The organism is Subtercola boreus, assembly GCF_006716115.1.
GTDB classification, from domain to species: domain Bacteria; phylum Actinomycetota; class Actinomycetes; order Actinomycetales; family Microbacteriaceae; genus Subtercola; species Subtercola boreus.
Genome location: NZ_VFOO01000002.1, coordinates 117,957 through 143,853, shown reverse-complemented (window position 1 = coordinate 143,853; position 25,897 = coordinate 117,957). Strand labels below are relative to the sequence as shown.

29 protein-coding genes are annotated in these 25,897 nt (G+C 64.3%); 14 read left to right on the top strand and 15 right to left on the bottom strand.

Annotation, left to right across the window (positions count from 1 at the left end):
- Positions 1-76 precede the first annotated feature (76 nt).
- The 9 genes from FB464_RS19535 to cmtR all read right to left on the bottom strand — a co-directional run bounded on the left by FB464_RS19535 (position 77) and on the right by cmtR (position 8,231).
- Positions 77-604, bottom strand: a complete 528-nt coding sequence (locus FB464_RS19535; protein ID WP_246093227.1) for a DUF305 domain-containing protein — start codon at positions 602-604, stop codon at positions 77-79.
- Positions 605-762: 158 nt separating this feature from the next.
- Positions 763-1,296, bottom strand: coding sequence for a DUF6153 family protein (locus tag FB464_RS19530; protein ID WP_116416864.1), 534 nt, complete (start codon positions 1,294-1,296; stop codon positions 763-765).
- Complete coding sequence (locus tag FB464_RS19525; RefSeq protein WP_116416863.1) at positions 1,293-3,530, bottom strand: heavy metal translocating P-type ATPase; 2,238 nt, start codon at positions 3,528-3,530, stop codon at positions 1,293-1,295. Before FB464_RS19525 ends, FB464_RS19530 begins: the two co-directional genes overlap by 4 nt.
- Before the next feature lie 8 nt (positions 3,531-3,538).
- Positions 3,539-3,865: a heavy-metal-associated domain-containing protein gene (locus FB464_RS20490; protein ID WP_342780881.1), complete on the bottom strand. Its 327-nt coding sequence runs from the start codon at positions 3,863-3,865 to the stop codon at positions 3,539-3,541.
- Between the two features lie 29 nt (positions 3,866-3,894).
- Positions 3,895-4,176: a metal-sensitive transcriptional regulator gene (locus tag FB464_RS19515; RefSeq protein ID WP_116416937.1), complete on the bottom strand. Its 282-nt coding sequence runs from the start codon at positions 4,174-4,176 to the stop codon at positions 3,895-3,897.
- A gap of 394 nt (positions 4,177-4,570) precedes the next feature.
- Complete coding sequence (locus FB464_RS19510) at positions 4,571-5,308, bottom strand: ZIP family metal transporter (RefSeq protein WP_116416862.1); 738 nt, start codon at positions 5,306-5,308, stop codon at positions 4,571-4,573.
- Between the two features lie 72 nt (positions 5,309-5,380).
- A complete protein-coding gene (gene lspA, locus FB464_RS19505; RefSeq protein WP_281279810.1) occupies positions 5,381-5,911 on the bottom strand; it encodes a signal peptidase II in 531 nt (176 codons plus the stop codon).
- A gap of 56 nt (positions 5,912-5,967) precedes the next feature.
- Positions 5,968-7,782, bottom strand: a complete 1,815-nt coding sequence (locus FB464_RS19500) for a heavy metal translocating P-type ATPase (protein ID WP_425472448.1) — start codon at positions 7,780-7,782, stop codon at positions 5,968-5,970.
- 89 nt (positions 7,783-7,871) lie between these two features.
- Positions 7,872-8,231, bottom strand: coding sequence for a Cd(II)/Pb(II)-sensing metalloregulatory transcriptional regulator CmtR (cmtR, locus tag FB464_RS19495; RefSeq protein ID WP_116416860.1), 360 nt, complete (start codon positions 8,229-8,231; stop codon positions 7,872-7,874).
- Positions 8,232-8,408: 177 nt separating this feature from the next.
- Here cmtR and FB464_RS19490 point away from each other — a divergent pair, with 177 nt between their 5' ends.
- The 9 genes from FB464_RS19490 to FB464_RS19450 all read left to right on the top strand — a co-directional run bounded on the left by FB464_RS19490 (position 8,409) and on the right by FB464_RS19450 (position 14,806).
- Positions 8,409-8,810, top strand: a complete 402-nt coding sequence (locus FB464_RS19490) for an ArsR/SmtB family transcription factor (RefSeq protein ID WP_116416859.1) — start codon at positions 8,409-8,411, stop codon at positions 8,808-8,810.
- Positions 8,807-9,415, top strand: a complete 609-nt coding sequence (locus FB464_RS19485) for a cadmium resistance transporter (protein ID WP_116416858.1) — start codon at positions 8,807-8,809, stop codon at positions 9,413-9,415. Before FB464_RS19490 ends, FB464_RS19485 begins: the two co-directional genes overlap by 4 nt.
- Positions 9,415-9,636, top strand: a complete 222-nt coding sequence (locus FB464_RS19480) for a hypothetical protein (RefSeq protein WP_116416857.1) — start codon at positions 9,415-9,417, stop codon at positions 9,634-9,636. The genes FB464_RS19485 and FB464_RS19480 overlap by 1 nt, the downstream gene beginning before the upstream one ends.
- On the top strand, positions 9,636-10,136 hold the full coding sequence (lspA, locus tag FB464_RS19475; protein WP_116416856.1) for a signal peptidase II: 501 nt from the start codon (positions 9,636-9,638) through the stop codon (positions 10,134-10,136). Before FB464_RS19480 ends, lspA (FB464_RS19475) begins: the two co-directional genes overlap by 1 nt.
- 75 nt (positions 10,137-10,211) lie before the next feature.
- The gene (locus FB464_RS19470; RefSeq protein WP_246093226.1) at positions 10,212-10,904 is read left to right on the top strand and encodes a DsbA family protein; all 693 of its coding nucleotides are present in this window, start codon (positions 10,212-10,214) and stop codon (positions 10,902-10,904) included.
- Positions 10,901-11,524, top strand: coding sequence for a TlpA family protein disulfide reductase (locus tag FB464_RS19465; protein ID WP_246093225.1), 624 nt, complete (start codon positions 10,901-10,903; stop codon positions 11,522-11,524). Before FB464_RS19470 ends, FB464_RS19465 begins: the two co-directional genes overlap by 4 nt.
- Positions 11,521-12,261: a cytochrome c biogenesis CcdA family protein gene (locus FB464_RS19460; protein ID WP_116416854.1), complete on the top strand. Its 741-nt coding sequence runs from the start codon at positions 11,521-11,523 to the stop codon at positions 12,259-12,261. The genes FB464_RS19465 and FB464_RS19460 overlap by 4 nt, the downstream gene beginning before the upstream one ends.
- Positions 12,258-14,159 (top strand): bifunctional copper resistance protein CopD/cytochrome c oxidase assembly protein, encoded by a 1,902-nt coding sequence (locus tag FB464_RS19455; RefSeq protein ID WP_170152055.1) that lies wholly within the window; start codon positions 12,258-12,260, stop codon positions 14,157-14,159. Before FB464_RS19460 ends, FB464_RS19455 begins: the two co-directional genes overlap by 4 nt.
- Positions 14,156-14,806 carry a copper resistance CopC family protein gene (locus FB464_RS19450; RefSeq protein ID WP_170152054.1) on the top strand — a complete coding sequence of 217 codons (651 nt, stop codon included), beginning with the start codon at positions 14,156-14,158 and terminating at the stop codon, positions 14,804-14,806. The genes FB464_RS19455 and FB464_RS19450 overlap by 4 nt, the downstream gene beginning before the upstream one ends.
- A 109-nt stretch (positions 14,807-14,915) precedes the next feature.
- Here the strand turns inward: FB464_RS19450 and FB464_RS19445 are convergent, their stop codons facing one another.
- The 4 genes from FB464_RS19445 to FB464_RS19430 all read right to left on the bottom strand — a co-directional run bounded on the left by FB464_RS19445 (position 14,916) and on the right by FB464_RS19430 (position 20,131).
- Positions 14,916-15,893, bottom strand: a complete 978-nt coding sequence (locus FB464_RS19445; protein WP_246093224.1) for an ABC transporter ATP-binding protein — start codon at positions 15,891-15,893, stop codon at positions 14,916-14,918.
- Between the two features lie 62 nt (positions 15,894-15,955).
- Positions 15,956-17,476 (bottom strand): ABC transporter permease, encoded by a 1,521-nt coding sequence (locus tag FB464_RS19440; RefSeq protein ID WP_116416850.1) that lies wholly within the window; start codon positions 17,474-17,476, stop codon positions 15,956-15,958.
- Entirely contained in the window at positions 17,476-18,519 is a 1,044-nt protein-coding gene (locus FB464_RS19435; RefSeq protein ID WP_116416849.1) for an iron ABC transporter substrate-binding protein, read from the bottom strand. Before FB464_RS19435 ends, FB464_RS19440 begins: the two co-directional genes overlap by 1 nt.
- A gap of 211 nt (positions 18,520-18,730) precedes the next feature.
- Entirely contained in the window at positions 18,731-20,131 is a 1,401-nt protein-coding gene (locus FB464_RS19430; protein ID WP_116416848.1) for an FAD-dependent oxidoreductase, read from the bottom strand.
- Positions 20,132-20,198: 67 nt separating this feature from the next.
- Between FB464_RS19430 and FB464_RS19425 the strand changes: the two genes are divergently transcribed.
- The 3 genes from FB464_RS19425 to FB464_RS19415 are packed head-to-tail and all read left to right on the top strand — an operon-like array spanning position 20,199 to position 22,321.
- On the top strand, positions 20,199-20,873 hold the full coding sequence (locus FB464_RS19425; protein WP_116416847.1) for an arsenate reductase/protein-tyrosine-phosphatase family protein: 675 nt from the start codon (positions 20,199-20,201) through the stop codon (positions 20,871-20,873).
- A 16-nt stretch (positions 20,874-20,889) separates the two neighbouring features.
- Entirely contained in the window at positions 20,890-21,288 is a 399-nt protein-coding gene (locus FB464_RS19420) for an arsenate-mycothiol transferase ArsC (RefSeq protein WP_116416846.1), read from the top strand.
- Positions 21,289-21,331: 43 nt separating this feature from the next.
- The gene (locus tag FB464_RS19415) at positions 21,332-22,321 is read left to right on the top strand and encodes an arsenic resistance protein (protein WP_116416845.1); all 990 of its coding nucleotides are present in this window, start codon (positions 21,332-21,334) and stop codon (positions 22,319-22,321) included.
- Here FB464_RS19415 and FB464_RS19410 read toward each other — a convergent pair.
- Positions 22,294-23,511, bottom strand: coding sequence for an MFS transporter (locus FB464_RS19410; protein WP_170152053.1), 1,218 nt, complete (start codon positions 23,509-23,511; stop codon positions 22,294-22,296). The genes FB464_RS19415 and FB464_RS19410 overlap by 28 nt on opposite strands.
- Before the next feature lie 36 nt (positions 23,512-23,547).
- Entirely contained in the window at positions 23,548-24,894 is a 1,347-nt protein-coding gene (locus FB464_RS19405; RefSeq protein WP_246093223.1) for an NAD(P)-binding domain-containing protein, read from the bottom strand.
- A gap of 71 nt (positions 24,895-24,965) precedes the next feature.
- On the opposite strand from FB464_RS19405, the gene FB464_RS19400 reads away from it, so the two are divergent.
- Positions 24,966-25,310 carry an ArsR/SmtB family transcription factor gene (locus tag FB464_RS19400; protein ID WP_211327511.1) on the top strand — a complete coding sequence of 115 codons (345 nt, stop codon included), beginning with the start codon at positions 24,966-24,968 and terminating at the stop codon, positions 25,308-25,310.
- Positions 25,307-25,813 carry a GNAT family N-acetyltransferase gene (locus tag FB464_RS19395; RefSeq protein WP_116416842.1) on the top strand — a complete coding sequence of 169 codons (507 nt, stop codon included), beginning with the start codon at positions 25,307-25,309 and terminating at the stop codon, positions 25,811-25,813. Before FB464_RS19400 ends, FB464_RS19395 begins: the two co-directional genes overlap by 4 nt.
- Positions 25,814-25,897 lie beyond the last annotated feature (84 nt).

Genomic DNA, 25,897 nt, shown 5'->3' with positions numbered 1-25,897 from the left:
AGAACCGTCCCCGTGGGTGCGGGGGCGGTGTCGGGTGAGCGGGCTCTTTGACCGGCCGGCTCACCCGACGGCTGTGTTACTGGATGGTGTTGAGGAGGTCCGTCATGGTCTGGATCTCTTCGGTCTGGCTGCTGACGATGTTCTTCGCCAGCGCCAAGGCGTCGGGGTCCTGCCCGGAGCTGACTTCCGTGTTGGCCATCCCGATAGCGCCCTCGTGGTGCTGGGTCATCTGGGTCAGGAACAGCTTTGACGCCTCGGTGCCGGTCGCAGCATCAAGGGCTGACATGTCCTCCTCGGACATCATTCCCATGCCGGTACCCATGTCCATGCCCGAAATCCCGGTGCTTTCCGGGACCCCCCAGGTGGTGAGCCACCCGGTCATCGTGTCGATCTCGGGTGCCTGCTCTGCTTTGATCTGTGCCGCCAGAGCGATGACTTTCGGGTCGATGCCGTCCTTCTTCAGGAGGCTGTCGACCATGGTGACCGCCTGGGTGTGGTGCGGGATCATGCCGGTGACGAAGGTGACATCGGCGGTGTTGTTGGTGCCGGCCGTCATCGTGGGCGCAGAACTCATCGCGGCGCCCCCGTGGTTCATGCCGCCCATCGACCCGGTGGACGACGAGCACGCAGCGAGAGTCACCGCGGCCGCGAGAGCGGCCGTGACAGTAAGTGTGGTGCGAAGTTTTGGCATTAGATAGTTATCCATTTCAGTAGAGAAGAAAAAGTGCGTGCGTGTAGCGCCCGGGGTGCGGGCGGACGCAATCATGTTCTCGAAATGGATAGAACATTCAGATCAGGTGGTGCAGGCCCAGGCCGGGCGACTGCCGCATCGACGACCCGCAACAGCACAGGTGCGAGGGGCGTTGAGGTGTAGGTGCTCGCGGGTCTGATCGCGGCGAGGAGAAGGCCGGTGAGCAGAAGCGCGAGGACACAGATCATGCCCGCCATCGTGTGTTCCGGGTCACACATCCCCGAACACTCCGACGAAGTGACGTGCCGGTGTGAACCGCCCATGACGTCGGCGCCCACCACCGTGTCGGTGCCGGGCAGGGTCTCGTCGGCATGGTGCGCGGTGTCACCGATTGCGCTCATCTCGCCCGTGGAGTTCATGGGGACGTTGTGGTTGCCCATCCCGGTCTGCAGGGTGTGCATCGCGAGGAGCCCGAGGACGACAGCGCTGACGACGGCTAAGAGAAGCACCGTCCGCCGGATCGTGTTCGCGCCGAGAACCCGTGCCCGGGTTCGTCCAAGGCTCACCGGTGTGCTGTGCGGCCGGGTCGGCGTGGGCGGGGTCATCGGTGTGCCCTGGTGCCGGGCCGGAAGTTCCTGAGCCGGAGGCTGTTGCTGACGACGAACACGGAGGAGAACGCCATCGCAGCTCCCGCGAACAACGGGTTGAGGAGCCCGAGCATCGCGACAGGGATCGCTGCGACGTTGTACGCGAACGCCCAGAACAGGTTCCCTTTTATCGTGCCGAGGGTCCGCCTGGACAGGCGGATAGCGTCGGCGACGCCGGTGAGGTTGCCGCTGACGATTGTGATGTCGCTGGCCGCGATCGCACTGTCGGTCCCGGTACCCATCGCAACCCCCAGGTCGGCAGCAGCCAACGCGGCAGCGTCGTTGACCCCGTCACCGACCATCGCGACCACCCGGCCCGCCTCCTGCAGCGACCTGATCAGGGCGAGCTTGTCCTTCGGGGTGCTGCTGGCATGCACCTCACTGATACTGACCTGCCGCGCGACGGCATACGCGGATCCAGCGTTGTCCCCGGTGAGCAGGACCGGGCGGAGCCCGAGGGCCACGAACTGGGCGATGGCGTCGGCGCTGGAGGGTTTGACGGTGTCCCCGACGGCGATGATCCCGTAGAACTCCCCGTCCCAGCTGACCGCCATCACGGTCTGGCCGGCGGACTCTGCCTCCTCGATCGCCGGACGGAGGTCGGCGGGTGTCGGGACGGACCAAGAGTCCGAAAGCCACGCCGGCTGGCCGACAATGACAAGGTGCCCATCGACGACGGCCTGGACCCCGTGCCCCGGATGACCTTGGAACGCTTCCACACTCACTCGGTCGAATCCTTGAGCTTCAGAGTGCGCAACGATCGCGCGTCCGATGGGATGTTCTGATCCTTCTTCCGCGGCGGCGGCGAACCGGACAAGCTGCTCCGTGGACGTGCCGATGGTTGCCTCGACACCGGTGACGACCATCTTCCCGGTGGTGATGGTTCCCGTTTTGTCGAGCACGATCGTGTCGACCGTACGGGTCTGCTCGAGGACTTGGGGGCCGCGGATGATGATGCCCAGCTGGGATCCGCGTCCCGTGCCGACCAGCAGCGCGGTCGGGGTCGCGAGGCCCAGCGCGCACGGGCACGCAATGATCAAGGTCGCAACACCTGCCGCGAACGCCGTCTCTACCGACCCGCCAATAACAAGCCAGCCCGCGAACGCGATCAGGGCGAGGGCGATGACGACGGGAACGAACACGGCAGAGACCCGGTCAGCGAGCCGCTGCGCCTGGGCTTTGCCGCTCTGCGCCTCCTCCACCAGCCGGCCCATCCGGGCGAGCTCCGTGTCCGCACCGACCCGGGTCACCTCAACCAGCAACCGTCCGCCGACATTGATCGTCGCACCCACGACCCGGTCCCCGGGATGAACTTCCACCAGGACCGACTCTCCCGTCAGCATGCTCGCATCCACCGCGGAGACACCGTCAGTGATCAGCCCGTCGGCTGCGATCTTCTCCCCCGGCCTGACCACAATCACATCCCCGGGCAGCAACGTGTCGACCGGTACGAGCTCGTCGACATTGGAGCGCCTGCGGGTGGCGTCTTTGGCACCCAACGCCAGAAGTGCCTTCAATGCCGCACCCGACTGCTTCTTCGTGCGCGCCTCGATGTAACGGCCGGCGAGGATGAAGACAGTGACCGCGGACGCGACCTCGAGATACAGCTCAGACATCCCGTTGCCGGCCGCGCCCGTCACCGTGAAACTCATCCGCATCCCGGGATCCCCGGCGTGACCGAAGAACAGGGCGTACAGGGACCACCCAAAAGCTGCGATCACACCGACACTGATGAGGGTGTCCATGGTCGCGGCACCATGCCGGGCGTTCACCGCCGCGGCGCGGTGGAAAGGCCACGCCCCCCACACTACGACCGGCGCCGCGAGCATCAGCGCGAACCACTGCCAGTTCGAGAACTGGAAAACCGGAACCATCGACAACACCACAACCGGCACCGCCAAAACGGAAGAGATCAGTAGCCGCTGCCGAAGACCCACCAGCTCGTCATCAACCGGCTCATCGCCTTCTGGCTCGGTCACCGAAGCAACCGGAGGGAGGGCGGCGGTGTATCCGGCTGCCTCGACCGCAGCGATCAGGTCAGCAGCTTCGACGCCGACCGTCTGCACCCGTGCTTTCTCGGTCGCGTAATTGACTGACGCGGTAACCCCGTCGATGCGGTTGAGTTTCCGCTCAATCCGCGTCGCACAGGAGGCACACGTCATCCCCCCGATATCCAGGCTCACGTCAGTCATGGTCGTGCTTAGCCCGAAACCATCTCGTAGCCGGCCTCGACGATCGCGGCGCGCACGTCATCAACCGGAACCGGGGCAGAGCTGACAACTGTCACCGCGGAAGCACCGCCCACGTTCAAGGCAACACTCACGCTCTCCACCCCGGGGACTGCGCTGAGCTCCCCCGTCACGCTGGCAACGCAGTGGGAGCAGGTCATCCCGGACACCAGGTAATGCGATCGAACCACATCCGAGTTGGGATCGCTCGTGACGGCGCCGTGCCCCGTGTGACCGCAGGCGCACCCGCCATTCTTGTCGGTCAGACCCAAATCAGCGTTCATCGTCGTTTCAGTCATCAGGTTCTACTTTCTCACTGGGTCGAACATCAGGAACGGACAAGACGAGCGATCGCAGCGGACGCTTCCCGAAGCTTCTCCTCAGCCACCGGCCCACCCTCGGCACTCGCCTCAGCGACACAGTGCTTCAGGTGATCATCCAGAAGCGACAACGCAACCGTCTCGAGGGCCTTCGTCGCAGCCGACACCTGCGTCAAAATATCAATGCAGTACGTGTCCTCCTCAACCATCCGGGCAATGCCACGCACCTGCCCCTCCGCACGACTCAGCCGCTTCAAAAGAGCATCCTTGTTATCCGAGTACCCGACCAACACCACACCTCACCATTCATACCCCCTAGGGGTATAAACAGTAAGCCACGGAACGAAACTCAAGTCAAGACGCGTGGCACGCGAACCGCGGAGTTCACCGCGAAGCAATTGAGAACCGGAGGGCTACCGTTGCTGCTCACATGTACCAAAAACGGCTCTTCGTACGACGACACACTCACATCCTGAGTTTGCGAAAAGCCCACGGGAGTAAGAAGCCCTCCGAGCCCGACCGCCAATGAGCATCACCGTGTCATGGGTCATGTCTCTGTTATCCGGACCCAGTCATTCCGGTTTGCGTCCCGGTACTGGTTGCGTTCGAAAATCCGGTAGTCGTCCCTAGTCTGGCGGGCCTTGATCCACGCATAGGGGCGATCAGTAACGCGACTCTTGTGTGTCAGAGTACGCCGAGAATGTAGATCGTGAGGAAGCCGAGGAAGAACATGGCGCCAAGTAGCGTGGTTTCTTCTTGTTCGTGAGCTTCGGTGAGGAGTTCTTCTACGACGAGGTAGAGCAGGGCGGCGCCGCCGAAGGCAAGCACCGCCGCCAGGGTCGCCGACGAAGCACCAGCGAGGAGCGCTGCTCCGAGGATTGCGCCGAGGGCGGTGGTGAAGCCGAGGCTGCTGCTGATGATGACGGAACGACGACGACTGAGCCCTGTTTGATTGAGGGATGTGGTGACGGAGAGCCCGATGAAGAGGATCTCGATCGTGAGAGCGATGGTGATAATGAGCCCCTGTTTACTATCCAGGGTTGAGCTCAGCCCGACCAGGAGTCCGTCGAGGAGCAGGTCGATCCCTACGGCGATGATCAAGCCGAGTGGGACGACGGACGCGGTGTCGTCTTTGGGTTTACTTTCGATTTTGCGTCCGAGGGCGCCGAGGGTGAGCATTACGGCAGTTCCGGCTGTGAAGCCGGCAACTGCCCAGCCCAGATTGCCTTCCTGACGGAGGTCGGGAAGGATTTCGCCTGCTAACGCTGCGAGCACAACGCCGGCGGCGAAGTGTTGGACTGCGCTCGTGAGTCTGGGGCCAGGAGGTCGAAGAACCGAGACTACTGAACCGATGATTGCTGCCGCGACGGGGAAGGAAACCAGCAGAGAGGCCTGGGCTATTGCGCTTCCGGTGCTACCCATCAATGTCCCATTCACCGTGTTGCAGGTCGCAGCGGTTCGATTGTTGCCGCCGAACTCGCTCGATCAGTCCCCTCATCCTCGATTCGGATCTGCGTTTAGGGAAGGGTGCAGTCTCGGTTTGTGACCCGAGAAGAGAAAGATCAAACAAAGTAGGACACCGCTGACGATGAGGATATCGGCGACATTTCCGACGAAGAGGTTGCCATAAGCGATGAAGTCAGTGACGTGCCCTTGCCCGAAGGACGGCGGTTTCAGGAGCCGGTCTGCAAGATTGCCGACCGCGCCACCAAGTATGAGGCCCAGCGCAATGCCCCAGCGGATGCCCCGTAGTCGCACGGCGACGCCGATCATCACGGCCGCGGTGAGGACCCCGATGACCGTGAACACCCACGCGGATCCTGAGCCGACGGAGAACGCGGCTCCTGGATTTCTAACAAGCAACAGTGAGAGAGCGTCTGCGACGAGTGGGACACGGCTGCCCGTTGACAGCTGTGCAATCGCGAGCATCTTCGTGACCTGGTCAAGGATCAGCCCGAGAGCGGTGACGGCGAGAGTGATACCGAGCGCACGATGAGACCTCTTTCTACGCTTGCGACCGGACACGGACTTTTGAGCCTCTTCTGTAGCCGTTTCGGCAGGTGCCCCGGCACCCTGCGTGGTCACGAGATCGTCTTTCGGGTGCGCGCGGCGCGGAGCCCGTTGAGGATCACGATGACTTCCGCGACCTCGTGGACCAATACGACGGCGGCCAGCCCGAGGACGCCGAACAGTGCTAGCGGGAGCAGGGCGGTGATGATCAGCAGCGACAGGACGATGTTTTGGTTGATGATGCGTCGGCCGCGGCGGGCGTGGTCGAATGCGCGCGGGATGAGTCGCAGGTCATACCCGGTGAAGGCGACGTCTGCGGACTCGATCGCGGCGTCCGAACCGGACGCCCCCATTGCAATGCCAATGTCGGCGGCGGCGAGAGCGGGGGCGTCGTTGATGCCGTCGCCGATCATTGCGACCGACCCCGCCCGGGATAGCTCGCCGATCGCGGCGGCCTTGTCCTCGGGTCGGAGTTCGGCGCGGACGTCGCTGATGCCGGCCTGCGCTGCGAGGGTATGCGCGGTACGGGTGTTGTCGCCGGTGAGCATTGTCACACCGACACCTTGGTCGGCGAGGGTGCGGATGACCTCGGGGACCTCGGGGCGCAGTTCGTCGCGGACGCCGATCGCGGCAGCTGGTCTACCGTCGCGGTGAACGATGACGACGGTCATGCCCTGCTCTTCCATGCCGGTGACCTGGCTTCCGAGCTGGCCCGCGTCCAGCCAGCGGGGGCTGCCGACGGTGATCCGAGACGCACCGATCGTACCTTCTATGCCATGGCCTGCCTCTTCAATCACATCAACTGCCGCGGGAACTCCAGGCGCTGCGGCGGTGATCGCCGCAGCTAGCGGGTGGGTGCTGTGTTGTTCCAGCGCGGCCGCCCACTCCAGCGCCTGACGCTCGGTCACACCGTCGGCGGTGAGGACCGCGGTGACGGCCGGTTGGTTGCGGGTTAGCGTGCCGGTCTTGTCTACGGCGACGTGGCGGATCGTACCGAAGCGTTCGAAGGCGGCGCCGGATTTGATAATCACACCGAACTTGCTGGCTGCACCGATCGCGGCGACGACCGTGAGCGGCACCGAGATCGCCAGCGCACAGGGGCTGGCCGCGACCAGAACGACCAGAGCACGGGTGATCCACAGCTCTGGGTCTCCGAACAGGGAGCCGATCAGTGCGACCAGTGCGGCAAGGATCAGCACGCCGGGAACCAGGGGGCGGGCGATCCGGTCCGCAAGACGCGCACGGTCGCCCTTCTCGGCCTGTGCTTGCTCGACCAGTTCCACGATCGTGGTCAGGGAGTTGTCCGTACCCGCCGCGGAGACCTCGACCTCAAGCGCCCCGGCGGTGTTGATCGCGCCGGCTGAGACAGCATGGCCGGGCTCGACTTCGACCGGGATTGACTCGCCGGTGATCGCGGAGGTGTCCAGGCTGGATCGGCCGGAGTGGACGATTCCGTCGGTCGCGATCCGTTCCCCGGGACGAACGAGCATGATCTGCCCAACAGCAAGGTCCTTCGCTGCGATCTCGACCGAGGCCCCGCCACGGCGCACCATCGCAGTGTCGGGGATGAGCTTCAACAGTGCGCGAAGACCACCGCGGGCGCGGTCCATCGCCTTGTCCTCGAGCGCTTCAGCAATCGAGTATAGGAACGCCAGCGCAGCTGCTTCCTCTACGTAGCCGAGGATGACCGCGCCGACAGCGCTGATCGTCATCAGCAGGCTAATGCCGAGCTTGCCCGTGAATAGCTTCCGGATCGCCCCCGGCGTGAATGTCGACGCGCCCAGCAGCAGACCGATCCAGAACAGCACCAGTGCCGGGATCTCTGCACTGGACCACTCACAGATCAGGCCCGAAAGGAACGCGATACCGGAGAACACCGGGACCATGATCCCGCGATCCTTCCACCACGGCCCGTCGTAATCGTCATCGTCGTCGTCGACTACAGTCCCCTCCACCTGGGACTTCTCGACCGCGCTCACGCCCGCGCCTGCGTCCCGCAACATCCGGGCACTGTGCAGGATGTATCCCCGCACGGTGCATTCTCGTCGACAGCCAACGCAACATCCACCAGTGCGGTCAACGCTGCAGCAAGGTGCGGGTCCGAGATCTCGTAGCGCGTCTGCCGGCCCTCTGGTTCAGCGACGACAATCCCGCAATCGCGCAGACACGTCAGATGGTTCGAGACGTTTGAGCGGGTGAGTTCCAGCTCGCGCGAGAGCACAGCCGGGTAGCTTGGCCCGCCGAGTAGTGTCATCAGGATCCGCGAGCGTGTTGGATCCGCCATCGCCCGGCCAAGCCGGTTCATGACGTCGAGACGCGAAGCAATAGTCAGCATGCAATGACCATACAGTAAACAGTGAACTATGCCGTGCCCGCTATTCCGAATGAAGCGGGCTACCAAGAAATTCCTCGGCTACTGGGACCGGTGAGTTCCCGTTACACCCCGATAGCACGGAGGAGATGCCGGTCACCGGCCGTACCTGACATCGAATTCGTACGATATCATCGGTCTATGTCGATTGGTTATGAGCGGGGTGACACGGCTGCTGTGTCACTTTTTCATTCCCTGGCGGATCCGAAGCGGCTCCAGATCGTGCGGCGCCTCCAGCAGGGTGAAGCGCGAGTCAGCGACTTGGTAGCTGAACTGGGACTGGCTCAGTCGACGGTGTCTGAGCATGTCAGCTGTCTGCGTGAGTGCGATCTGGTGGTCGGGCGTGCGCAGGGCCGTCAGGTGTTTTACTCCCTAGCGCGGCCGGAGCTGATGGATCTTCTCGAGGCCGCTGAGGCTTTGTTGAAGGCAACCGGGTACCAAGTCGATCTCTGCCTGACGTACGGCACCGGCTCGAGCGGTGCGGGTGGGGCAGACGCAGCCTCTAGTGGCCTGGGCCGAAGCAACGCCGGGGTGGCGAAGTGATCGGTACAGTCGCCGCCGCGATCGGCCTGTTCGCCGCGACGAATATCGATGACATCGTCGTTCTGACAGTCCTTTTCCTGGCTTCCACGCGCGGCTCGATGCCGGCATGGAAGGTTGTCGTGGGCCAGTACCTTGGTTTTGCAACTCTTGTCGTGATCAGCGTTATCGCGGCCGCGGGTCTGACGATCATCCCCGATCAGTGGGTGGGGCTGCTTGGCTTGATCCCGCTGGGGATCGGAGTGGTCGGATTGATCCGCACCCTACGGAGAGGGGCCGACGACGATGACGATAACGAGAGTTCGATCAGTGCCGTTGGGTTGGTCGGTGTCGCAGGGATCACGATCGCGAACGGCGCGGACAACATCTCCCTCTACACGCCCGTGTTCCGCACCAGCCCTGTTGCTGACACGGTGGTTACGATCATCGTGTTCTTCCTCCTCGTTGCGGTGTGGTGTCTGGTCGCTCGTTCTGTCGGGACGAATAAGACGGTCACCGAGATGCTCGAGAAGGTCGAGCACTGGCTTGTCCCTGCGGTCTTCATTGGTCTCGGACTTTTCATCCTGATCGAATCGAGCGTCTTGCCCCGAGTCTTCCAACTGTTCTGATGGACGCCAAGTACGCGCCCACTTTCCTCGTGACGATGATGGCCACACTGATCGCAAAAGCCTTCACCCGTGATTTCACTACGATGCGGGTGCTAACGGAACTGCATGACGGACGCGTCATTGGGCCTGTTCTCGGAACGCAGCTCGAGCTGGCATCTGAGTTCGGGCTCGCTCTTGGTCTGTGTGCTGCTCTGGGCTTTGCAGCTGAGGTGACCCTGTGATGGGGCCGCCGATTTCCGGTTCGAGACGACCGCAGCTGGTCATCGGAAGTGTTCTTCTGGCCGGTATCGACCTGATCATCAAGGCCGTGGCCTGGTCCATCCTCGCCGACGGCAGAGTCATCCCGCTGGGTGTCATCGAACTGTGGCGGACAACAAACCCGGGTGTCGCTTTCAGTCTCGGTGAAGCATTGCCGTCTTGGGTTATCAGCGTAGGTTCCGGGGTCGTCCTTGCCGCCTTGATAAGCGTCGCTCTTGTCCGCGCCCCGTACCTCAGCGCTGCAGCGAGCTGGGCGGGTGTTTTGGTCATCGGAGGTGCTCTCGGCAATTTCATCGACAGGCTCGACGGGAACGGTGTCGTGGACTACCTGCATAGCAACTGGTTCGCGACCTTCAACCTCGCCGACGTCTTCATCACCGCAGGGGTGGTCGTCTTCTGTCTCGGCATGCTACTGGAACGCCGGCACCGTGCCGCTGACACCAAGACAGCCGCTGAGCGCTAGCGACGTCATGCCGATGAGTCCAAGACGACACGACCGTGCCTGCGCGTGTTTCTACAGGCCGGAATGCGTGTGCCCTTGATTCGTAACTACGATTCCGTCTCACTGAAGGAAGTCATGAAAACCAGTACAAAGTGGAACATCGGTATCGCAGCGACCCTGTTTGTTTGCCTCGCGGTGATTGTGACGGTGTTCGTGTTGCGGCCCTCCGCGAGTGAACGAGCCGATGCGGAAGGCCTGACCGCCGCCGCCGCCGCCAACAGCCACCGGCTGTCCGTCGCGGCGGAAGGCCAACCGGTCTTCGTCGAATTTCTGGATTTTGAGTGCGAGGTCTGCGGGGCCGCGTATCCGGCCATTGAGCAGCTGCGCGAGGAGTACGCCGGGCGGGTAAGTTTCGTGGCTCGGTATTTCCCGATCCCGTCCCATAAGAACTCGATGAACGCGGCGATCGCTGTCGAGGCGGCCGCGCAGCAGGGCCAGTTCGAGGCCATGTACAAGAAGATGTTCGACACCCAGACGCAGTGGGGCGAACAGCAAGACTCCAAAGCGTCCGTGTTCCGCGGTTACGCAGAGGAACTGGGCCTGGATATGGTCGCGTTCGATGATGCCGTCGCGGACCCTGCGACAAAGTCCCGGGTGCAGTCGGACTTCAGCCAAGGCACAGCATTGGGTGTGCAGGGCACACCCACCTTTTTCCTCGACGACGAAAAGCTCGACGTCGGATCGGTCGATGAGATTCGTACGCTCCTTGACCAGGCCCTCACCTCGTGAAACTCGACACCCAGACGCGCCGGCGCGCCAAAATCCTTGGGGCGCTGGTGATTGTCATGACATTGACCGGATGCGCAAGCAACGATCTCGCCGATCAGTACCGTGACGGGACAGGGAAGAACTACGTCTCCGGCAACGGCACCGTCACCGAGATCCCGGCCAGTGAGCGAAGCGAGGCTCCCACGTTCTCAGGCACCCTCGACACGGGACAGAGTGCGTCCTCCGAGAACTACAAAGGCCAGGTCACCGTGGTGAACTTCTGGTACGCCGGCTGCGCACCCTGCCGCGCTGAGGCCCCCGACCTGCAAGCGCTCTACACCCAGTTCCTCCCCGACGGCGTCGCATTCCTCGGTGTCAACGTCCGGGACCAGCTGCCCACGGCCCAAGCCTTCACCAAAACGTATGGGGTCACCTACCCATCCTTTATTGACACCAGCGGTTCCGTTCTTCTCGCCTTCAGCGGGGTCGTCGCCCCGAACGCCGTCCCAACCACCCTTGTCCTCGATCGTGACGGGAAAGTCGCCGCCCGGGTCCTCGGACAAATCCTTGCCCGTTCAACGTTAGAAGCTCTCATTCAAAAGGTGTTAGACGAACCAGGATCCGCAGGAAACACCAGATGAGCAACATCGTCGGCACCGTACTCTACGGGCAGTTGATCTTCGCGATCCCAGTGGCACTGCTGGCCGGGTTCATCTCGTTCGCATCCCCATGCGTGCTGCCCCTGGTCCCCGGATATTTCGCGTACCTCGGCGGAAGTCTTGACCAGGGCACCAGAAAAGCACGACAGCGCCTTGTTCTGGGCACGGTGCTGTTCGTACTCGGGTTCGCGGTGATCTTTATCGCCTATGGGGCTCTGTTTGGAACCTTCGGCGGGTGGCTCATCCGATGGCAGGACCTCATCGTGCGGATCCTCGGCGTGGTCGTCATCATCACCGGTGCGTCCTTCCTCGGCTACATCCCTGTTCTGCAACGAACCCTCAAACTGAACCTCAAGAACACCGGAAGTATCGCCGGCGCGCCGCTGCTGGGAGTGGTCTTCGGGCTGGGCTGGACGCCCTGCCTCGGACCTACCCTGACCGCTATCTCCGCCCTCAGCCTGAACACCGGCTCAGCATGGCGTGGCGCGCTACTCGGACTGATCTACTGCATCGGGCTCGGTCTACCGTTCCTGCTCCTCGCCCTCGGTATCGGATGGGCAAGCAACGCGCTGAAACTCCTCCGGAAACATTCCCGCCTCATCAACCGGATCGGGGGGCTGGGCTTGATCACCATCGGAGTACTGATGCTCACCGGTGTCTGGTCCGCATGGCTTTACCAGCTGCAGGCACTGATGGGATCGGTGATCCTTCCCCTATGACCCACGTACCTACCCCTCCACGTCTAGTGTTTCCTGTACCGGCTCGCGGGCGCTGGCGCCGACTACTCGCCCCGTTCGTTCTGGTCGGCGCAGCACTGATCGTCGTCATGCTGTTGTCCGCGTGGGTACTCGGCAACCGTCCTGCGCTTCTCGTCGACACCGGCGCCGCTGTGACCTTCGGCCTGCCTCTGGTCAAAGTGCTGGCCAATCTTGCAGCCGCCGGAACCATCGGTGGACTCGTGGTTGCCGGGACCTTCCTACCGCAAGAGGGTCCGGCCCACGGCCGAGCGATGGATGTCACAGCCGTCAGCGCCGCCGTCTGGTCAGTCCTGACGGGTATTTACGCGGTCCTCACGTTCATTACCATCGCAGGGCCCATCCGCGCCGGTATTTTCGGCCCCGCCCTCGGCCAGTACCTCACTCAGGTGAGTCTTGGCCAAAGCAGCACCGTCACCATTCTCCTGACAGCCATTATCTCCGTGGGCGCGTTCGCGTCCCGAAGACCTGTCTCTATCCTCATCCTGATGATCGGCGCGTTCGCCGCGTTGATCCCGCTGGCACTTCAAGGCCACGCAGCAGGCGCCGGCGGACATCGAACCGCCGCCGCCGCGCTCTGGCTGCACGTCGGTTTCGCGGGCACGTGGATTGGGACACTGCTCGTGCTGGTGATCACCCACCTCCGCGCCGGGCCGGGTGTTCTGCAACCTTTCTTGCGACGGTTCTCCTTTCTCGCGCTGATCTGTTTAATCGGGGTCAGCCTGAGCGGCGCGATCAGTGCTTCGCTTCGCCTGAACTCCGTCTCGGAGCTGGTATCAACCGACTACGGCGTAATTCTGCTCCTCAAAATAGTTGTATTGACACTACTTGGAGCGGCCGGCTACGGTCACCGCCGCTGGCTGATCAACCGGCTCCCCGTACAGGCGGGGCGATGGAATGCTGTGTGGGTTCGGCTGGTCATATCCGAAGGGTTACTGATGGGAATCGCCTCCGGGGCCGCCGCCGTTCTCGCCCGCACTCCCCCGCCAGCAGGCGAGCTGACGATCGCTGTCACCACAGCCGAAAAACTCACCGGCCAGGCTCTGCCCTCCGCGTTCTCAGCCCCCCGGCTGCTCGACTCGTTCGCCGTCGATCCCATCTGGCTCACCGCCGGAATTTTCGCCATCGGACTATACGCCGCCGGCGTTCACCGCCTGCGCCAGGCCGGCACCTCATGGCCTGTCCGGCGAAGCGCCGCCTGGATCATCGGATGGGCTGCCATCATCTACCTCACCAACGCCGCACCAGCAGCCTACGAAAACTATCTCTTCGCCGCGTACGCGACCAGCCACCTGACCCTCGTCACCCTGGTGGTGGTCGTGATCGGTGCGGGTAAACCCCTGCTTCTCGTCAGCCGAACAATTGACTACAGACACGACGGAACCGACGGTGTCAGAGAGTGGTTGGACTCCGCCGCCGCGACCAAAATCGCGGATCTCATCCGTCACCCCGTCGTCGCTACGACCATCTTCGTCGTGTGTCTGATAACCGCGTTCGCTCCCCCGATGATCATTTGGTCCCTCGATGACCCGGTCGGTCACCAGTGGAACACCAGTCAGCTCTTCCTCGCCGGCTGCCTGCTGGTCTGCACGCTGAACCGGACCCATCCCATCACCCGGGGAACGGTCGCGACAGCGATGGCGGTGCTCGCTGCGGGTGTCGCGGTCCTTGTGCTGCTCGTCGGAGCCGCCCCCGTGGTCCTTCCCGAATGGTACGGCGTGATCGGAGACGGCTGGCAACCGGGCCCCACCCTCGACCACACGGTGGCGATCGTTTCCCTCGCCGCGATCGGAACGATCCTCCTTGCTACCACAAGCATCCGCTTCCTCCGCAGTCCCCGTCAACCAGGAGCCCGTACATGAACCGTCCCCCACACCCCGGCGCCCGAATTACTATCCTCATTGCCTGCATCGCAATCCTCGGCAGCACCCTTCTCTCCTCGCAGAGCGCCTCAGCTCACGACGCCTTAGCCGCATCGACACCAGCTGCCGGAGAGACCGTCACCACAAACCTGGAGAAGGTGTCCCTGACCTTCACCGAAGCGCCGCTGTCAGATTTTGAGACGGCCACCATCATCCGCGTCACCGGGCCAGACGGGGTAGACATCGTGTCCGGAGAGGTCAGCATCGCCGACAACATCATCACCGCCCCCGTCACATTCGAAATAACCGGAGACTACCTGCTGCAATGGCAGACCGTCTCCGTCGACGGTCACCCCATCTCCGGGGAGTTTTCCTTCAGTTACACAGCGCAACCCACGGCAGTCCCCGCTCCGGAAACACCGGCACGAACCGCACCGCCCGAAGCAGCTCGTGTCCCGGACGCGTCTACCTCAAACGCCGCCGAGCAGGACGCTACCGCTCCAGCCACGGCCACCGTCACGGCAGCCGACCTGGGCCAAGGAGTCCTCCCGATCATCGCGCTGGGTGTACTCGGCGCCGGGATAGTGATTATGGGAGTGGCCTTCGCGTTGAGACGGTTCCACAAAACGAAGCCGCCAACACAATAAGTCCAGTCGCGATCAGAACAATGGCGGTGCAAAAGTGGGTGCGATTGCACGACGCCGGAGCTCGGGGATGACACTGGTGTGGACTTGAGCGGCCCAACAGTTCACGAGCTCAGGCCGGGTAGACAACCACCCCTCCGATGAAGTGCACTCGGGCGTGCTGACCCGCCCGAAATCTCTCGGGGGCGGAGGTGATGTAGGAAAGATGTACCGGCTGTTCGTTGGAACCCATTGTGACGGTCAGGTTGAGTTTCGAGCCGACTGACTGCATGTCGATGATTTGCGCGTTGGGCGAGGCGCTTTCACTATCGATCGTGAGCTGCGCTGGCCTGACCAGGGCTTGAGCCGGGCCACCTGCCGTGCGGTGGTCGTGCCGGATGGGATGCGACCCGAGCACGGTATGCGACTCGCCGCCGACCACTTCGCACGGGATGAATATCGCGTCCCCAAGAAATTCGGCGATGCCAGCCGTGTGCGGGTTATCAAAGACCAACGCGGGAGGTCCGGCCTGCGAGATCCTGCCGCCGTCAATAATGGCGATCTGGTCCCCGAACGAGAGGGCCTCCTCCTGGTCGTGGGTAACGAGAATGGTTGTGACCCTGCTTTGCTCGAGAGCGGCGATCACGGCTCTCCGGGTGTATGCGCGTAGTCCTGTGTCGAGTGCGCTGAACGGTTCGTCGAGCAGCACGACTTGCGGTTCCGGCGCCAACGCGCGGGCCAGGGCGACCCTCTGCTGCTGGCCCCCGGAGAGTTCATGCGGGTACCGGCCGAGCAGGTCGGTGCCGATCGCGACCAGCGCGGCAACCTCGGCCACCCGCGCAGACCTGCGCGCCGACCGTGGCAGCCCAAAAACGATGTTCTGCCCGACCGTGAGGTGCGGGAACAGTGCCCCGTCTTGCGCGACGTACCCCACCCCTCTGCGGTGCGCGGGAACGGTCGACACCCCGCCCGCCAGAGGCACGCCTCCAAGGCTGATCTGTCCGGCATCCGGATCATCGAAACCGGCGATGAGCCGCAGCAGGGTGCTCTTGCCACTGCCTGACGCCCCGACGACGGATGTTCGCGAACCGCTCGGGACGGTCAGGGTCACGTTCTGCAGGACCGGTTGTCCGCCGAACTGCTTCGTGACGTCGGTGACGATGAGTGTGGACATCAGCGTGCACGCTTTCGGGTCTGGAGGAAGAGGATGGCCACCGAGGGAAGCGACAACGCGATGAGGAGCAGCGCATAGGGGGCGGCGTCGGAGTAGGCGACGGACGTACTGGCCGACCAGAACTGGGTGGCGAGGGTTCTCGTGCCGCTGGGGGCGAGCAGAAGAGTCGCGGTGAGTTCGTTAGCGGCCCCGAGCCCGACGAGGGCAGCACCTGCGCCGAGGGCGGGGAGGATGAGCGGCAGGGTCACCTGGGCGCGGGCCACCAGGGGTGAGCGTCCGAGCGAACGGGCGGCCTCTTCCAGGGCGACCGGTGCCTGAGCGATGCCGGCGCGGAGGCTCACGAGCGCGCGGGGCAGGAAGATGATGACGTAGGCGAGAACCACGGTGAACACGGATTGGTACAGCGCTGGAACGATCCGGATGGTGATGGTGACGAGCCCTAGGGCGATGATGATGGCCGGCAGGCTGCTGGCGAGATAGTAGGCACTCTCGAGGAGGCGGGGGAGGCGACCCGGGTGTCGGATGGTGAGCCAGGCGATGGGGAGTGCCACGAGCACGGTCACGATCGCGCCGATCACGGCCAGGCCGGCCGTTTGGAGGATGGCACCCGGCAGCTCCCGCTGCGACCAGGGGTCACCGACGCTGAGCCAGCGCACGAGACTGGCGAGGGGCACACCCAGAGCTGCAACGAGCAGTACCACTAGCGCGGCCAGGGCGACCGGTGTCGCCCGGCCGAGTCGCTGCAGGACCGCAGGTCTGGCCGCACCCGAGCCGACCCGGGCGTACCTCGCCGCGCCACGCGTCGTCGATTCGCCCAGGAGCAGGAGGAGGCAGAGCCCGGCGAGCACGATGCCGAGCGCGCTGGCGGCTGGCCCCGCGAAGGTGGACTGGTACTGCACCACGATCGCCGTGGTGAAGGTGTCGAACCGGATCAGCGCGAACGCGCCGTACTCCGACAGCAGGTGCAGGGCGACGACCAGGCCGCCGCCCCAGACGGCGAGCCTCAACTGAGGCAGAACCACGCGGGCGAACACCCGCCACGACCCGAGCCCGAGTGCCCGAGCGGACTCTTCAAGTTCCGGGTCCAGTCGGCGGATCGTCGCGACCGCGGGCAGATAGACCAGAGGGTAATAGGCGAGGGTCGCGACGATCAGGCCGCCGCCGATGCCGCCGATTGAGGGGATGGCGCTGACCCAGCCGTAGCTGCTCACGAACGCCGGGATGGCTAGCGGTGCAGCCAACAGCACGGCCCAGACGCGCCGGCCCGGGAGGGTTGTGCGCTCGACGAGCCACGCACCGCCCACCCCGAGCATGACCGTTACGGGCACACCCAGAACGATGAGCAGCACGGTGTTGACCAGCAGTTCGCCGACCTTCGGCCGGAAGACGAGGGGTGCGAGTGTTGGCCAGCCGACTTGGAAACCGATGGCGACGACGTAGCCGACGGGCAGCAGCATAACTGCGGCCAGCACCGCTACGACGACGAGCAGGAGTGACGGCCGCAGCCGCCCAATGCCCATCAGATGAGGCCGGCCTGGGTCATGAGGTCGGTGACCTCGGTGCTGTTCAGCGTCGACGGGTCGATGGTGGGGGCATCGAGGGTGTCGAGGGGAGGAAGAGCCGGGTTGGGTGTGACGTCGCTGGCGACAGGGTACTCGTAGCTCGCACCGGTCTGCAGGATGGTCTGGCCGGCGGCACCAGTGATGAAGGCGAGGAACGCCTGAGCTGCGGCCTGTTTCTTGCTCGACGCGAGTACTCCCCCGCCCGAGATGCTGACGAACGCGCCGGGGTCTTGGTTCTTGAAGTAATACAGCTTCGTGTTGCCGCTGTTCTCTTTCGTACCGGCCTGGTCGATGGCCCAGTAGTAGTGGTAGATCACACCAGCCGGAACCTGCCCGGCATTGACGGCCTTCATGACCGTGCTGTTCCCCTTGTAGTCAACGTAGTTCGACTTCATCGCTTCAAGCCACGCCAACGTCTGGTCGGAACCCTTCAGGTCGAGGTAGGCCGAGACGATCGCCTGGAAGTCCGCTCCGCCGGGCGATGCTGCCCAACGACCTTTCCAGGCTGGGTCGGCAAGGTCGCTGAGAGATGCAGGGAGATCACCCTCAGTCAGCAACGACGGGTTGTAGACCAGTACCGTAGAGCGGGCCGCGATGCCGGTCCACTTCGCGGTCGACGGCCGGTAGTCACCCGGCACCTGAGCCAGTGTCGACGCGTCGACATCGGCGAAGAGTCCCGCGTTCTCAACCAGCGACATCGCCGGCGAGTTCTCGGTCAAGAACACATCGGCCGGGGAGGCCGCGCCTTCGGCCACGAGCTGGTTCGACAGCTCGGAGTCGTCGCCGTTACGGAGGGTAACTGTCACCCCGGTCTGCGCCGTGAACGCGTCGGCCCACGCTTGGGTGAGCTCTTCGTGCTGAGCGTTGTACACCGTGATCGACGAGCCCGCGAGAGACGTGGAGTCGCCAGAAGCAGTCGGCGTTGACCCCGATACGGCACAGGCGGACAAGGCGAAAGCAACAGCTAAAGAGACGGCAACGATGACAGGCAGGCGTTTCATGGATTCCTTGGACTTCACACTCATATTTACGGGCAAGGTAAGGCTACCCTCACCGACCGGGCTTTGGTGTCAAAACCGCAACGAACACCGCCTACAGTCACCGTGACGAGTGCCCACGAAGTCCACTTCGGAGATACTGCATGGCGGTAAAGTTGCGCCGCGCTAATTCGGTTTGACAAACGACGGCTCGTCACCGGGCGTCAGCAGGCTGCTAAAGAACAGCTGCGACCGCGGACCGTATACGCAGCTCGCTACTCCACGCCTGCGTGGCGACCTGAACTGCGTCCCACGGCGATCCGAGCGGCGGCGTGTACGAGAGGTCGAGGTCGCTCATCGCGTCGACGGTCATCCCGTGATGCAGGGCAACAGCGTAGGTGTCGACGCGTTTGGCGATCTCGGCGCCGCGGGCTCCGACGAGCTGCGCTCCAAGAAGGAGAGCGTTGGTGGTGTTGCCGGTGATGCGGATGCTGAGCGGTTTCGCACCCGGGTAGTACGCCTTGTGGTCATCCGCGATCGCGGTCCCCGACAGCGGCGAGTAGCTTAAAGCTGTGGCTTCGTGGTCGCGGAGCCCAGTTCGCGCGGCGACGAGGTCAAACACCTTCACGACCTGGGTGCCGAGGCTGCCGGCGAACCGGGCGTTCCCGCCGATCGCGTTCTCGCCGGCGACCCGGCCCTGCTTGTGCGCGGTCGTACCGAGCGGCAGATAGGTGATGCCGAGGAGGCGGTGGTGGGTGACGACCCCGTCACCGGCGGCCCACACGTTCGGCAAGCCGGTGCGCATCTGCTCGTCGACGACGACCGCGCCGCCCGCACCTGTGGTCGCGCCGGCATCGGTGAGGAGGCTGGTGTTTGGGCGCACACCGACGACGAGGAGCACCAGGTCCGAGGTACGGGTGAATCCTTCGGCGTTTTCGAAGCCGGTGACGGTGAGGCGGCCGTCGGTGCGGGTGACGCCCTGGACGCGGGCGTTCGTGACGACGTCGACGCCGTGCCGTGTGAGCTCGTCGTGCACCAGGGAGGCGAGCTCTGGGTCGAGGGTCGAGAGGACTTCGGGGCCGCGCTGCAGCTGGGTGACTTTCAGGCCGCGGACGGTGAGCGCTTCCGCCATCTCGAGGCCGACGTAGCCGGCGCCGACGATGATCGCGGTTTCGGGCTGGTGCTCGTCGAGATACCGTTCGAGCGCGAAAGTGTCACCCATCGAATGAAGCACATGCACCCCGTCGTCGGGTCCGAGCCCATCAGGGCCGACACCCGTGATCCCTGCAGTCGACGGGGATGCTCCGGTACCGACCATGAGCTCGTCGTACGCGATCGTCGACTCCTCACCCGTCGCATCCCGGACGGTGAGTCTGCGGTTGTCGACGTCAATTCCGGTTGCGAGGGTGTCGAGGCGGAGCTGCATCCCGGTCGCTTCGAGGTCTGCGTGGGTTCGGTGCGCGAGGGACTGCCACGGGTTCACTTCGCGGGAGAAGTAGTACGGGATCCCGCAGATCGAGAAGTTCGGGTACGAGTCCGCGACGACAATGGTCACGTCAACGGATGGGTCGAGTTCGCGGGCGCGGAGTGCGGTGGAGATTCCGGCGTCGCTTCCGCCGATAGCTACAAGATGCATCAGTCCTCATTCATCTGGATGTCGCCCCATCTTGACCGATCCAGATAGTTCAGTCAATATTGAAGCAATGAACATTGAGCGAAGTGCGGATGTGATGGCTCGGGCTGCGAAGCACGCTGCGCTCAGCGACCCGGCAAGGCTCCAGGTCGTTGACCTGTTGACCGTGGGCGAGCTGGCCCCCTCCGAAATCAGTGACGTCCTGGGGATGCGACCGAATCTGGTCACCCATCATCTGAATGTGCTCGAATCGGTCGGGATGCTCACCCGGCACCGTTCCGAGGCAGACAAGCGACGCAGCTACATCCGACTCACAGACCACGCGCTGGAAGGGCTGGTGCCCGAGATCACGGGTTCAGCCAGACGGGTGCTGTTCGTTTGCACTGCGAATTCGGCGCGTTCCCAGCTCGCCGCCGCGCTATGGAACAAGGTCAGTAGCATCCCCGCTGCGTCCGCTGGCACACACCCGGCCGAACAAATCGCTCCCGGCGCCACGAGGGCCGCGAACCGGCATGCGCTGACCCTGCCGACCGCCCCGCCGCGGAACCTCGTTGATGTGCTCGAGCCTGATGACTACGTGGTGACCGTGTGCGATAACGCGCACGAAGAACTCGGCCCCCGCGGAGGAGCGCACTGGTCGGTCCCCGACCCCGTACGAATCGGCACCGATGCCGCGTTCGATGCCGCCTTCGACGACCTGCAGCACCGCATCGATGACCTTGCTCCCCGCCTGATCGCCTCCTGAACCAGAAAAGACCACCATGAGCTCCACCGCACCGACCGTCTTGTTCATCTGCCAGCACAACGCCGGCCGCTCCCAACTCGGCGCAGCCCTCCTCGACCACCTCGCCGGCGACCGGTTCACCGCCACCTCCGCCGGACTCTCACCGGCCGGTGAAGTGAACCCGGCCGTCGCCGCGACCGTCGCGGAGCTGGGTGTCGACATCTCCGGCAACGTCCCGCGCGCGGTCACGACCGCCGATCTCGAAGACGCGGACATCGTGGTGCTGATGAAGCCCGGACTCGCCCTGCCGTCGACGCCGCGCGGTGAGATCCTCGAATGGTCCTTCCCGAACCCGGAAGCGTGGGACACCGACGCCGTCCGGCCGCTCCGCGACGCTGTCGCCGCGCAGATCCAAACCGACCTCCTATCCCGCTGAGGTGACATCGATCCCGGATTTTGTCCGGGCCTAGGCTGGACGGGTGAAGACGGCGGCGGAGTGGTGGGATCAGCACCAGGTTCCGCTGTACATCGTCGCGATCGGTATCGGGGTCGCAGTGGGATTGGCAGCACCCCAGATCGCGCCGACGCTCGCAGCGTCGATCAACCCGGTCCTCGCCCTGCTGCTGTTCGCAACCTTCCTCGGAGTGCCACTGATCGAGGTCGGTCGAGCATTTCGAGATGTCCGCTTCCTCGGCACCGTTCTCATCGGCAACTTCGTCCTCGTCCCGGCCGTGGTGTTCGGGTTGTCGCGCTTCGTCGCCGATGACCGGGGCCTCCTGCTCGGGCTGCTGCTGGTGCTGCTCACGCCGTGCGTGGACTACGTCATCGTGTTCACCGGACTCGCCGGCGGCGCCCGGGCCCGCCTCCTCGCGGCGGCACCGCTCCTGATGCTGCTGCAGATCCTGCTCCTCCCGATGTACCTGTTTCTGTTCGCGGGCGCTGACGCGGTCGAACTGATCGAGATCGGCCCGTTCGTCGAAGCGTTCCTGGTCCTGATCGCCGTCCCGCTGGCTGCCGCCGCGATCGTTCAAGCCATAGCCCGGCGACACCGGGCCGGCGCTGCAATCGAGAGCGTGATGGCGGCTGGGATGGTTCCGCTGATGATGGCCACCCTCGCCGTGGTGATTGGTTCCCAGATCGCCGCGGTCGGCAGCCAAGCCGGTGCCCTCATCCGCGTGATCCCGCTGTACGCCGCATTCCTGGTCATCATGGTCGCGATCGGCCTCCTTGCTGGCCGAACTGCACGACTGGACGTTCCGGCAACTCGGGCGGTGATGTTCTCCGTGTCGACGAGGAACTCGTTGGTGGTCCTTCCGCTCGCTCTCGCGCTGCCGGCAGCGTTATCGATCGCGCCGCTGGCCGTGGTCACCCAAACTCTCGTGGAACTCGTCGGGATGGTCATCTTGGTTCGCCTCGTCCCGCGCCTGACCCGGAACACCGGTCAGGTATCGGTTGCCGCCAGCCGCTGACCCTCATCCGCTAGCTCGCCTTGGGAGGGGTTACGGGTGGGCCGGGACGACTGCCGATCGGCAAAGAATGCGCAAACGGCACCCGCGACAGCGACACCCGCAAAAACTGCTGCAGCCACCGGGTAGGACGTTAGTCCGGTGGCCAGGGCCGCCCCGGCGACGGGGGCAAGTGCGGTCGCAGCAGTGATCGGAGCGGAGAACACCCCGTTCAGCTCCCCCAGCCGGGCATTGCCCCATCTGGTCGGCACGGCGGTGGCCTGCACCAGCGTGAGCGCACCGCGCGCCGCCCCGGCAAGAAGCGACACGACCGCAATCATCCAGACCGGCCCCGGGATGACCGCGAACAGCGCCAAGGTCACCGCAACGAACACTCCCACAACGAACGGTCTGTGCTGGGGTCGCACTGTTCTTGTCAGCACGGTGAGGCCGATACGGCCGATGACCTGTCCGACGCCTACGAGAGCGAACGCGGTAGCAGCGACCGCCGCGGAATAGCCGCGCTCCACGACGAGGGGCAGCAGGTTCAGAGTGACGGCGTAGGCGCTGAACGTCATCACGGTGATCCCCGCCGCCAGGAACACGAACTGCCGCGATTTCACGACCGGCCCCTGCCGTCCCCGCTCCGGCGCCACGGGTTGAGCCTTAGTGTCTCGGGTTGTCGGGAGCAGCAGGTGAAGGGGGATGGTCACGACAGCGAGGACGCCAGCGAGCACAAGGTAGGTGGTGCGCCAATCCAGCGCGGTAAGAAGACCGAGGGTGATCGGCACGAAGATTGTTGACGCCAAACCGCCGGCGAGGGTGAGGATCAGCATGGGCTTGTCGCGATCGGCGCCGTAATGCCGGGCGATGACGGTGAACGCGGGCTGGTACAGCACCGCTGCCTGGGCGATACCGATGACGAGCCACGCAGCGAGGAACCCGGTAACCGTCGTGGCGTTAGCCAAAGCGAGAAGTCCTGCCGTGGCAAGAACTGACCCTGCGGTCATGACGATGCGCGGCCCCCACCGGTCAAGGATGCGGCCGACGGCCACACCGACGACCGCTGAGACCACCAACCCGGCGGAGAAGCAGGCGGTGATGGTGACGATCGTCCACCCGGTATCGGCGCTGATCGCCCCGACCGCCGCCGGCAGCGAGTAATAGAGACTCCCCCAGCTCACGACCTCCGTGATGCACAGGATCAGCACCACCCGGTCAAGCCCGGACCAGAACCTCATACCGGACCGCTACACGCTGGCGGGTGCGAGACCGATCTGGATGAGCTGCTTCTCCGGCAGCGCGCAGCAGCTCCCACCGATCGCGGTCCCGGTCGAATCGAACAGGCCAGCCCCACCGCAAACGCCGGTGTCGGGCAGCTGCAGTTCGACGCGCATCGCCGCCTCGTGGTCGCCCGCGAGCTCGGCGACGACGGAGCGCACCTGCTCGTACCCGGTCATTGCCAGGAACGTCGGCGCACGCCCATAGGACTTAGCACCTACGAGGTAGAAGTCCGGTTCCGGCTGCGCGAGATCCGAAGCCCCCGTCGCGGCAACAGAACCGCAGGAATGAAGATTCGGGTCCACCTCAGCAGCGATCCGAACCGGGGCCTGCAGTGTCGCGTCGAGCTCCAGGCGAAGCTCGGACAGGAACGACAGATCTGGGCGGAAACCGGTCAACACGGCGACATGGTCTGCGGCGGGCAGGGTGCGGCCGTCTTCGCTGGTGAGCAGCACCCGGTCGCAATCCCGGTCGATCTTCTCGACCCGGAAGCCGGTCACGAGGTTAATGAGGCCGGCGTCGACGAACTCCTTCGCCGTGATGCCGAGCTGGCCACGGGCGGGCAGCTCGTCTGCCGTGCCACCGCCGAACGTGTTCCCGACCGCGCCGCGACGAAGCACCCACGTCACCCTCGTCGACGGGTCCCGGCGAGCAATGCGGCCGAGAGCAATGACGGCCGTGACAGCGGAGTGGCCGGAACCGATGACAACGCTGTGCTTGCCGTCGTACCGAGTGCGCTGACGGTAGTCCGGAATCCGGTACTCGAGCAGCTCAGCCGCAGCACGCTCCCCCAGCGCAGGCAGCCCATCGGCGCCGGCAGGATTCGGAGTCGACCACGTACCGGAGGCGTCAATAACGGCGCGGGCATCGACGCGGAGCTCGTCCCCGTCGCTTGTCTGGATGTGGACGGTGAAGGGCTGCTCCGCGCGGCCAGCGTCAACGAGGCAATCGCGGCCTCGCCGTGAGACGCCAATCACCCGTGAGTCGTAGCGAATACGGTCACCGAGCACGGCGGCGAGCGGGGCAAGGTAGCCGCTGATCCATTGCGCACCAGTCGGAAACCCCGTGATGGGTACCGTCCGTCCGGTGGGCTCGAGCAGGCGGGCGGCGGCTTTGTCGACGAGTTCGCTCCACGCAGAGAACAGACGAACGTGGCCCCACTCGGACACCGCAGCAGCGACGCTCTCCCCCGCCTCGAACACAACCACCAACTGACCGCGGTCGACCAGGTGCGCTGCAGCAGCCAACCCCTGAGGGCCTGCGCCGATGACGACAACGGGAAGCTCGTTCTTCTGCACCATCACTCCTTCACTCATCGACAAGTCTCGATAGGACGACACTGAAGGATGTATCGACAGAAGTCAATACGACGTGCGAGGATCGGACCATGACGATCGCGCTTCCTCTGCTCACAAAGGGTGCTGCCTGCTGCACACCCGTCACCGGCGGAGTCCTCAGCGTCGATGAAGCCGAGCAGCTCGCACGCACCTTCAAGGCGCTCGGTGACCCCACCCGGGTGCGGCTACTCTCCCTCATCGCCGCAAGCGAAGGCGGCGAGGCATGCATCTGCGACCTCACCGAACCCGTCGGCCTTTCCCAGCCCACCGTCTCGCACCACATGAAACAACTCGTCGACGCCGGCCTCGCCGTCCGTGAGCAGCGCGGCCGCTGGGCCTACTTCCGCGTCGTCACCGACGCCCTCGACCAGGCCGCCCAAGCACTCCGCCCATGACCGGACCCGTCCGCATCCGCCCCATGCACGCTGACGACTGGGCGGACGTGGAAGCGATCTACCGGGCCGGGATTGCGACAGGCAATGCCATGTTCGAAGCAGAACCGCCCACTTGGGAACAGTTCAACGCGGGCAAGCTCGACGTCGGCCGGCTTATCGCAACGAGCGACAGCGGCTGCGTTCTCGGCTGGATTGCCGCATCACCCCTCTCCGCACGCCCCATCTATGCAGGGGTGGTCGAGCACTCGGTTTACGTCGACCCGGCTGCCGCCGGTCACGGCATCGGAAGCCAGCTCGTCACGGCGCTGATAAGCGCGACTGCAGACGCTGACATCTGGACAATTCAATCAAACGTCTTTCCCGAGAATCTTGCCAGCCTCGCATTGCACGACCGGGCCGGCTTTCGCCGCATCGGATCACGAGAACGCATCGCCTTCATGACCTACGGGCCGTGGGCCGGCCAGTGGCGAGACACCATTTTGATCGAACACCGCCGGAACTGATGGGCAAAGCGGCCCGCCTTCTCAGAGGGAGTGATGTAGTGCCCGATTATGCGATGGCCCCTCCTGCGTCAAAGACCCTTCGAG

What these genes read in the sequence shown, in the direction of transcription:
- FB464_RS19530 (WP_116416864.1), bottom strand. Translation starts at nt 1,296, where the DNA reads ATGACCCCGCCCACGCCGACCCGGCCGCACAGCACACCGGTGAGCCTT.
- FB464_RS19425 (WP_116416847.1), top strand. Translation starts at nt 20,199, where the DNA reads ATGAACATTGAGCGAAGTGCGGATGTGATGGCTCGGGCTGCGAAGCAC.
- FB464_RS19535 (WP_246093227.1), bottom strand. Translation starts at nt 604, where the DNA reads ATGGGCGGCATGAACCACGGGGGCGCCGCGATGAGTTCTGCGCCCACG.
- FB464_RS19435 (WP_116416849.1), bottom strand. Translation starts at nt 18,519, where the DNA reads ATGAAACGCCTGCCTGTCATCGTTGCCGTCTCTTTAGCTGTTGCTTTC.
- FB464_RS19430 (WP_116416848.1), bottom strand. Translation starts at nt 20,131, where the DNA reads ATGCATCTTGTAGCTATCGGCGGAAGCGACGCCGGAATCTCCACCGCA.
- FB464_RS19395 (WP_116416842.1), top strand. Translation starts at nt 25,307, where the DNA reads ATGACCGGACCCGTCCGCATCCGCCCCATGCACGCTGACGACTGGGCG.
- FB464_RS19420 (WP_116416846.1), top strand. Translation starts at nt 20,890, where the DNA reads ATGAGCTCCACCGCACCGACCGTCTTGTTCATCTGCCAGCACAACGCC.
- FB464_RS19405 (WP_246093223.1), bottom strand. Translation starts at nt 24,894, where the DNA reads ATGAGTGAAGGAGTGATGGTGCAGAAGAACGAGCTTCCCGTTGTCGTC.
- FB464_RS19525 (WP_116416863.1), bottom strand. Translation starts at nt 3,530, where the DNA reads ATGACTGACGTGAGCCTGGATATCGGGGGGATGACGTGTGCCTCCTGT.
- FB464_RS19455 (WP_170152055.1), top strand. Translation starts at nt 12,258, where the DNA reads ATGACCCACGTACCTACCCCTCCACGTCTAGTGTTTCCTGTACCGGCT.
- lspA (WP_116416856.1), top strand. Translation starts at nt 9,636, where the DNA reads ATGGGGCCGCCGATTTCCGGTTCGAGACGACCGCAGCTGGTCATCGGA.
- FB464_RS19400 (WP_211327511.1), top strand. Translation starts at nt 24,966, where the DNA reads ATGACGATCGCGCTTCCTCTGCTCACAAAGGGTGCTGCCTGCTGCACA.
- FB464_RS19440 (WP_116416850.1), bottom strand. Translation starts at nt 17,476, where the DNA reads ATGGGCATTGGGCGGCTGCGGCCGTCACTCCTGCTCGTCGTCGTAGCG.
- FB464_RS20490 (WP_342780881.1), bottom strand. Translation starts at nt 3,865, where the DNA reads ATGACTGAAACGACGATGAACGCTGATTTGGGTCTGACCGACAAGAAT.
- FB464_RS19510 (WP_116416862.1), bottom strand. Translation starts at nt 5,308, where the DNA reads ATGGGTAGCACCGGAAGCGCAATAGCCCAGGCCTCTCTGCTGGTTTCC.
- FB464_RS19490 (WP_116416859.1), top strand. Translation starts at nt 8,409, where the DNA reads ATGTCGATTGGTTATGAGCGGGGTGACACGGCTGCTGTGTCACTTTTT.
- FB464_RS19450 (WP_170152054.1), top strand. Translation starts at nt 14,156, where the DNA reads ATGAACCGTCCCCCACACCCCGGCGCCCGAATTACTATCCTCATTGCC.
- FB464_RS19500 (WP_425472448.1), bottom strand. Translation starts at nt 7,782, where the DNA reads ATGGTCCCGGTGTTCTCCGGTATCGCGTTCCTTTCGGGCCTGATCTGT.
- cmtR (WP_116416860.1), bottom strand. Translation starts at nt 8,231, where the DNA reads ATGCTGACTATTGCTTCGCGTCTCGACGTCATGAACCGGCTTGGCCGG.
- FB464_RS19460 (WP_116416854.1), top strand. Translation starts at nt 11,521, where the DNA reads ATGAGCAACATCGTCGGCACCGTACTCTACGGGCAGTTGATCTTCGCG.
- FB464_RS19480 (WP_116416857.1), top strand. Translation starts at nt 9,415, where the DNA reads ATGGACGCCAAGTACGCGCCCACTTTCCTCGTGACGATGATGGCCACA.